Source organism: Xanthovirga aplysinae (genome assembly GCF_009711365.1).
GTDB classification, from domain to species: Bacteria; Bacteroidota; Bacteroidia; order Cytophagales; family Cyclobacteriaceae; genus Xanthovirga; species Xanthovirga aplysinae.
This window is the reverse complement of the sequence record NZ_SMMB01001104.1, coordinates 1-8,124: the sequence shown is the minus strand read 5'-3', so window position 1 is coordinate 8,124 and position 8,124 is coordinate 1. Positions and strand designations below refer to the sequence as shown.

Sequence of the window (8,124 nt, the reverse complement as noted above, 5' to 3'; positions counted from 1 at the left end):
CAAATTTCTTTGATATCCATAGAGAGAAAATTGGGAGTATTATGGGAATATAGAAAGATTTGGACAAAATAAATGAAATTATCAAAGACATCAATCAAGGATTCCAACAGATTTTAAAAAACACAAAAAATAATAGTCCTGCTAAAAAACTACTTTTTGGGGAATTAACGCTAGTCTCAATTAGCACTTAGCTTTATTAACCAGGGCTTTGAATCCAAAAGGTAATTCTTTTCTTCTCCTCAAACCATGTGCAATGATTTGAGTTTTATAAGCAATATGATTGCAACAGAGGAGAAGGAATTATCGCCAATGGCTGGTTTGAACTATAAACCACTAATTTTTGTATTTTTTATTCTTTTGGAGCTTTTCTGCTCATTTAAAGCCCAGGCCACCCATATTCGTGCCGGTGAGATCATCGCCGAAAGAATTTCCGCCCAATCACTCAGGTACCGATTTACAATTATTGGCTATAAAGACACCGGCTCGACCGTAAGATTTGGAAATGGCATCCTTGATTTTGGTGATGGATCTAGGCCAGTACAATTACAGGATGATATGTTCACCAACACCATTATAGAAGACGAGGTTTCCAGGCATACCTATTCCATCGAACACACTTTTCAGGCCCCTGGCTTCTATGTAATTAGTTATGAAGAAAAGAATAGAAATGATGGAGTACTTACAATGGACAATTCTGTAAATACTCCTTTTTATGTAGAAACTGGTATTCTAATAGATCCATTTGTAGGCCTTAACAATACACCGGTTTTATTGATTCCACCTGTTGATAAAGCCGCAACGGGAAAAATATTCTACCATAATCCGGGGGCCTATGATGTGGATGGAGATAGCCTGGCTTATCGTTTGGTAGAAAACAAACAGGCCAAAAACACTATTGTAAATAACTTCACCTTACCCAATAATCCTATTCATTACCCTAGCATTAATTATAATCAAGCAAACTCCACCTATTCAGGACCCCCAACTTATACTTTGGATCCTTTAAATGGGGATTTGATTTGGGATGCTCCACGTCTACAAGGAGAATACAATACCGCCCTAATTGTGGAAGAGTATAGAAAAATCAATGGGCGTTGGCAGATTTTGGGCTATGTTACACGGGACATGCAAATTATTGTGGAAAGTACTGATAATGATCCCCCCGAATTGATAGTACCCAAAGACACTTGTATCGAAGCCGGCACCCTGCTTAATGAAGTTATTTATGCAACGGACCCTGAAAATGACCCTGTCACCATTTCGGCATATGGAGGGGTTTTTGAGCAATCCTCATCACCAGCCACTTTCTTGCCCAATCCACCAAATCCACAACCTACATCGCCCGATCCTGCTCAGCTTTTTTTCAATTGGCAGACCAATTGTTCCCACGTAAGGGAAAGACCATATACAGTCAGGTTTAAAGCCATCGATCAGCCCCATTCTTTTGATCCTAAACTAGCGGCTTTTGAAACCTGGAACATTACAGTTGTTGGGCCTGCCCCAAAAGGTTTAACGGCAGAAACAATTCCAGGGAAACAAATTAAACTAAATTGGGATACATATGAATGCCAACATGCTGAAACGATTCAAATATGGCGAAGAGTCGACAGTTTTGAATTCAATCCGGAAAATTGCCAAACAGGAATTCCAGATGGCTCAGGGTATGAACTCATTGCAGAAGTGGATGCCTCCACTACTTCATTTATCGATAACAATAACAGCTTTGGTCTTGATGTAGGGGTTGAATTTTGTTACCGGATAGTCGCTACCTTTCCTGCCCCGGGAAAGGGAGAAAGTTATGCGTCGGAAGAAGTTTGCAACCGACTTGCAGTTACCGCCCCATTAATCACCCATGTAGACATACAAACCACAGACCAAACCCAAGGAGAAATTGAAATTAAATGGGTTCCTCCTTTTGAAATTGACGAAGAGAAATTTCCTCCTCCTTATACCTATGAAGTGGTACGAGCTGAAGGTTTTAGGGGTACCAATAACCTAAAAATCCTTGATAAAACTACTGACACTAAGTTCCTAGATAAAGGATTAAATACAACGAATTATATCTACAACTATAGAATTTATCTCTACGATGCCAATAATATCTTTGTGGACAGTTCCTCAACGGCTTCCAGTGTAAGAGTAGAAACTATATCATCTACCAATGCAATTACTCTTAATTGGGCCGCCCAAGTTCCTTGGTCGAATTCCTCCGATGATTTTCCCTGGCATTTGATTTACAGAAATGAAATAGATCCAGACGACCCTGATGAATTGGTCCTGATCGATAGCGTAAAGGTTACTCAACAGGGATTTGTTTATTCAGATAGAGGGCAAAATGGAGAAAAAATGGACCCTGACAAAATATATTGTTACTTTGTCACTACCCGGGGTGCCTATAGCCATCCTGAAGTTATGCGTCCGTTAATCAACCGTTCTCAAATCATCTGCGGAAAAGTAAATGATACTATTCCCCCTTGTCCTCCAACCATAATACAAGTTTCTAACCCCGTAATCAAAGATTGTAAGAGCTATTTTGAGGATAAAGCCTGTGATTTCAAAGACTTCTTCAATACCATCAGTTGGAATAAGGGAGCTGGTTTTAACTGCGAAACAGATGATCTTATTGGATACGAGTTATACTTTTCACCAACGGGAGAAAATGGACCTTTTGAATTGATTGCCACACTAATAGATACGGTATTCACCCATTCCAACTTAACTTCATTTGCAGGCTGTTATAAAGTTCGGGCCTTAGATAGTTCTGGTAATAAGGGGGAGTTTTCAGCCGCGGTTTGTATAGACCATTGTCCGTATTTTGAAGTTCCCAATATCATTACGCCAAACGGGGACAATAAAAATGACGTATTTCAACCCTTTGACAGCCCTCTTAGTAAATGTCCACGTTTTGTAGAATCCGTGAAGGTAAAAATTTTTAATCGCTGGGGAAAAGAGGTTCATAATATTGAATCTGGAGACGAAAGCAAGCTTTTCATAAAATGGGACGGCAAAACCAAAGGGGGTGAAAGACTGGCTTCCGGAGTTTACTATTATCAAATAACAGTCACATTTAATGTTTTGGACCCTAATAAAAAAACACAAGAATTTAAGGGTTGGCTACACATTCTTTATTAGTAATTACTGGAAAACTGACAAAGAAACTCGTATTTACCTCCTTACTTAATAAAAAACTTTCCCTTCACTGGCTACAAACTAAAATTTTTCAAATTAAATCTTTTAATAATCCCTAATTTAATTCAACGATATAGCATTTTTTACCAATATTTAATACATTGTAAACAATATTTTTAATTGACATTTTTACACTAAAAATATTAATAGCCCGGTAAAACCAGGCTTCAACAATCACAAATCGAACATCAATAAAAGATAATAATGGATGATTTTTTTATACCCTAACAAAATCAAAAGATCAGCCAACGCATAAAATTTATTCCGTTTTTATGAAAAAATTCAAGGTATTAATTATTATATTTTCCTTTTCTTTATTTCTTCCCCAACTCCTACAAGCCACCCATATTAGAGCAGGTGAAATTACAGCTCGAAGAATAAGTACTCAAACACTCACATACGAGTTTACTTTAGTCGGTTATACAGATACAGAAGGAGCCTCGCCTCCAGTTCTGTTTGGTTCAGCAGGAGTCTTAAATTTTGGAGATGGCAACTCTATAGAAGTTACTCCACAAGATTTTACTTCTGTACTCATTGGTGAGGCTATCGCCAAAAACACCTTCACGATTACCCATACATTCCAAGCACCAGGAACTTATTCAGTAAGTTACCAGGAGGATTTTCGAAATGAAGGAATTCTTACAATGACCAATTCGGTAAATACCGCCTTCTATATTGAAACTAAGATCCTTATTGATCCCTTACTAGGTATGAACCAAACTCCAGTTTTGTTAATCCCCCCAATAGATGATGCCGCAAGTGGAATAAAATTTATTCATAACCCTGGAGCTTTTGATGCGGATGGTGATAGTTTGGCATACCAAATAGTAAAAAACAAACAAAAAGAGGAATTGATTGTAGATGGGTTTAAATTTCCCCATGACCCCAGTTTATACATTGATTATGACAGAGGAAATGAGACAAGAACTGGCCCTCCTACCTACACTATGGATCCTTTAACGGGGGATTTGATCTGGGATGCACCTGGAATTGCAGGAGAATACAATGTGGCCTTTATTGTGGAAGAGTGGAGGAAAATTAACGGAATATGGCATCAGTTAGGTTATGTTACCAGAGATATGCAAATCCTTGTAGAAGAAACAGATAATAACCCTCCAGAATTGAGCATTCCAAAAGACACCTGTATCGTTGCAGGTAATTTGTTAGAAGTAGAGATAGAAGGTACAGATGAAGATGGGGATGATGTTATGTTAGAGGCATATGGTGGAATTTTTGATTTAAATACTAACCCAGCATCTTTTACGCCCTCTCCTCCAATTTATCAACCAACACCGGCTCTTTTAAATTTTACGTGGCAAACCTCCTGCCTTCATTTACAAGCGCGCCCTTATACCGTTCAGTTTAAAGCCACAGATATGCCACAAGAAGGAGGTCCCTCCCTTACTGCCTTTGAAACATGGAATATTAGAGTGGTAGCCCCTGCCCCAGAAGGCCTTACGGCAACAATAACGAGCAATCAATCTATTCAATTGGAATGGGACTCCTACTCCTGCAACAATGCGGATTCTATTCAAATCTGGAGGAGAACGGGAAGTTTAGACTTTACACCGGATAATTGTGAAACCGGAATACCTGAAGGTTTAGGTTACGAGTTGGTTGGAAAAGTTGAGGCTGAACAAAAAAACTTTTTGGATCAGACTGACTTGCCACCGGGTGCTGAATTGTGTTATCGGATTGTGGCAGAATTCCAGGAGCCTACTGGAGAAGAAGTACTAGAAAGTCTTGTCTCTAATGAATCCTGTATTATGGTCAAGGCGGATAAACCGGTAATCACCCATGCAGACGTAAAAACAACCAGCGAAACGCAGGGAGAGGTAATTGTTAGCTGGTATTCTCCATTTGAAGTGGATCAACAAATTTTCATCCCTCCTTACTCCTACCAGGTGTTTCGGTCAATTGGTATGACTGGAGAGCAAGATAGGAGTATGGTCCTGGAAACAACCGACACCACATTTACCGACATGGGGTTAAATACCTATGAAGAAATATATAATTATACGGTACTTGCTTATGACTCAAATGGAAAAGAAATAGGTTCTTCTGCTGTTGCCTCCACCGTTTGGTTGGAGCCTATTCCTGAAATAGGAAGAATAACCCTAAACTGGCAAGCCAATGTACCCTGGGCCTTGGTAACCCCCACCTACTTCCGACATTACATTTACCGAGATCGAATTGATGAGAGTAATCCTGAAGAATTGGTATTAATGGATAGTGTGGATGTTTCTATATATGGGTTTCAGTATATCGATGAAGGAAATATCGGACAAGAACTCTCAGACAAATTTGAGTATTGCTATTATGTTGAGACCTTCGGAAGTTATAATAACCCCAACATCCTTGAGCCTTTAATAAATCGTTCTCAAATTATTTGTGCAAGGCCAAATGATACTATCCCACCTTGTCCTCCCCTTAATTTTTCCATTACCAACCCTGCCATTGAAAATTGTAATGATTTCCTGGCAACAAAACCCTGCAGTCTCTTTGGATATTATAATGAACTCAACTGGGAAGGTAATATTTCAGGCGATTGTCAAAATGATATTGCAAAATACTTAGTTTTGTATTCGAAAACAGGAGAAGAAGATAGCTTTGAGACAATTGCCACAGTTACTGAGCCACATTTTGAACACCCACCTCAGGAGGGTTCATTTGCAGGATGCTATAAAATCATAGCCATTGATCGATCTGGTAATCAAAGCCCACCTACAGAAACCTTTTGCGTGGAAAACTGTACCTACTATGAGCTTCCCAATGTATTTACACCCAATGAAGATGGGGTAAATGACACTTTCAGGCCATTTGATTGTCCTCTGTTTGTTAAGTCCGTTAATTTTACAGTTTACAATCGCTGGGGAGTAGAAGTCTATTCAAATAAACAGGATGAAGAAAAAAGCATTTATTTGGAATGGAATGGCACTTCGAACAGTGGGAAAAAAGTCCTGTCAGGCACCTATTATTATGAGGCAGAATTAGAATTTGTTACATTTGAACCGGAAAATAATAAACAAGTTTTGAAAGGTTGGGTAGACGTTTTATATTAAGTAAATGTGACCCTGATGCATAATAAAGCGGCTATTTTTCCAATAGAATAGTTAAAAAGAGAATTAAGGATTTTAACCGTAACAATTAATTAATTCACACGTCCATAATGCTAAGATGATGATTTAAATGAAATCAAAAGACCATAAATATATCATACTATTTGATGGGGTTTGCAATTTTTGCAACAGTTCTGTTAATTTTATCATTGACCATGATTCAAAGAGGCGCTTTGTTTTTGCATCCCTTCAATCTAAATATGCTCAAAAGCTTTTAAAAAAACATCATATTCTTTTTTCCTCTCCAAATTCCATTGTGTTATTTGACAAAGAAAAGTATTATTTTAAAAGTGAGGCTGCCTTAAAGATCGCAGGTAAATTAGATGGTCTTTGGCCTGCTTTTTCTGCATTTCAGATTCTTCCCAAGTCTTTTCTTGATTTTCTTTATGATTTGGTGGCCCAAAACCGTTATCGGATCTTTGGAAAATCGGATAGCTGCCGTTTACCAGATTCCGCTTTAAAAGAACGGTTTTTAGGATAATTTTTGGGGCTTACCTATTAGGAATTAAAAAATTTGGATTTTAAAAAAGCCCAAAATTCTCTGCAATTCACCAAAAACAGCAATCACAATATCATTCATAATAATGGGTATTGTAATTTATTTTTTATTCTCTTTATTTTGAGTGTTTTTTAATAGTGGGGAATAATTGGAATAAAGTACTTAAGGACTGAACAAAAATAGATCACAAAATTTCTAATCCTTTTTAAACTAGAAAGATTGATGGAAATACTTATTTCTTAGAATATTCCATGGTTGATTTTCAAAGTGAAGACTCAGAACTTTTTATTTTAATGGAAAATTAACTACTCAAAAAAGGAAAAGAACATAATTCTTATTATTTGTAATTTATATTCAAACTTGAGTCATCCCTTGGTCACCCCCAGGGAAAAACTACAAAATCCCCCATATTTTTAATCTATCAACGAAAAAAAAAGAAACAACATGAAAGCATATGTTTTCCCTGGACAAGGTGCCCAATTTAGTGGAATGGGTAAAGAACTATACGACTCTTCAGAAAAAGCCAAAGATCTATTCGAATTAGCTAATGATATTCTTGGATTTCGTATCTCTGATATTATGTTCAATGGGACAGCCGAAGAATTAAAAGAAACGAAAGTTACGCAACCGGCAGTTTTTCTTCATTCTGTCATTTTAGCATCAGAATCTGAAGATTTTCAACCCGACATGGTAGCAGGACACTCTTTGGGCGAACTCTCTGCTTTAGTTGCCAACAAAACTTTATCTTTTGAAGATGGCCTAAAATTAGTTGCGAAAAGAGCTTATGCCATGCAAAAAGCCTGTGAGCAAAACCCCTCTACTATGGCTGCAATATTGGGATTGGATGATCAAACCGTAGTTGACATCTGTGCTGGCATTGAAACTGAAGTTGTTGTTGCTGCAAACTACAACTGTCCGGGACAATTAGTGATTTCAGGCACCAACAAAGGAATTGAAATAGCTTGTGAAAAGATGAAGGAAGCAGGTGCCAAGCGTGCTCTTCCTCTTCAAGTGGGAGGTGCTTTTCACTCACCATTAATGGAACCTGCAAGGGCCGAGCTCGAAGAAGCCATAAAAAATACCACCTTTAAAACTCCTTCTTGCCCCGTTTATCAAAACGTAAATGCACTGCCTTCTTCAGATATTTCTGAAATTCAAAACAATTTGATTGCTCAATTGACAGCTCCAGTTAGATGGACTCAATCTGTACAGAGAATGGTAGCTGATGGTGCAACTACGTTTATTGAATGTGGCCCTGGAAAAGTTTTACAAGGATTAGTTAAAAAAATCAACCGACCATCGGAAGTTAAAAGTATC

At 37.9% G+C, this 8,124-nt stretch carries 4 protein-coding genes; all 4 read left to right on the top strand.

Annotation, left to right across the window (positions count from 1 at the left end; translation table 11 throughout):
- Window positions 1-246 precede the first annotated feature (246 nt).
- Complete coding sequence (locus E1171_RS12985) at window positions 247-3,132, top strand: T9SS type B sorting domain-containing protein (RefSeq protein ID WP_155206437.1); 2,886 nt, start codon at window positions 247-249, stop codon at window positions 3,130-3,132.
- Window positions 3,133-3,461: 329 nt separating this feature from the next.
- A complete protein-coding gene (locus E1171_RS12980; protein ID WP_155206436.1) occupies window positions 3,462-6,251 on the top strand; it encodes a T9SS type B sorting domain-containing protein in 2,790 nt (929 codons plus the stop codon).
- 127 nt (window positions 6,252-6,378) lie between these two features.
- Window positions 6,379-6,789, top strand: a complete 411-nt coding sequence (locus tag E1171_RS12975) for a thiol-disulfide oxidoreductase DCC family protein (protein ID WP_155206435.1) — start codon at window positions 6,379-6,381, stop codon at window positions 6,787-6,789.
- Window positions 6,790-7,251: 462 nt separating this feature from the next.
- Window positions 7,252-8,124, top strand: an 873-nt coding sequence (fabD, locus tag E1171_RS12970) for an ACP S-malonyltransferase (RefSeq protein ID WP_155206434.1), incomplete at its 3' end; no start/stop codon positions are given.

Bases quoted from the DNA above. Each gene is read 5' to 3' on its own strand.
- E1171_RS12985 (WP_155206437.1), top strand. From the start codon at position 247: ATGTGCAATGATTTGAGTTTTATAAGCAATATGATTGCAACAGAGGAG.
- E1171_RS12980 (WP_155206436.1), top strand. From the start codon at position 3,462: ATGAAAAAATTCAAGGTATTAATTATTATATTTTCCTTTTCTTTATTT.
- E1171_RS12975 (WP_155206435.1), top strand. From the start codon at position 6,379: ATGAAATCAAAAGACCATAAATATATCATACTATTTGATGGGGTTTGC.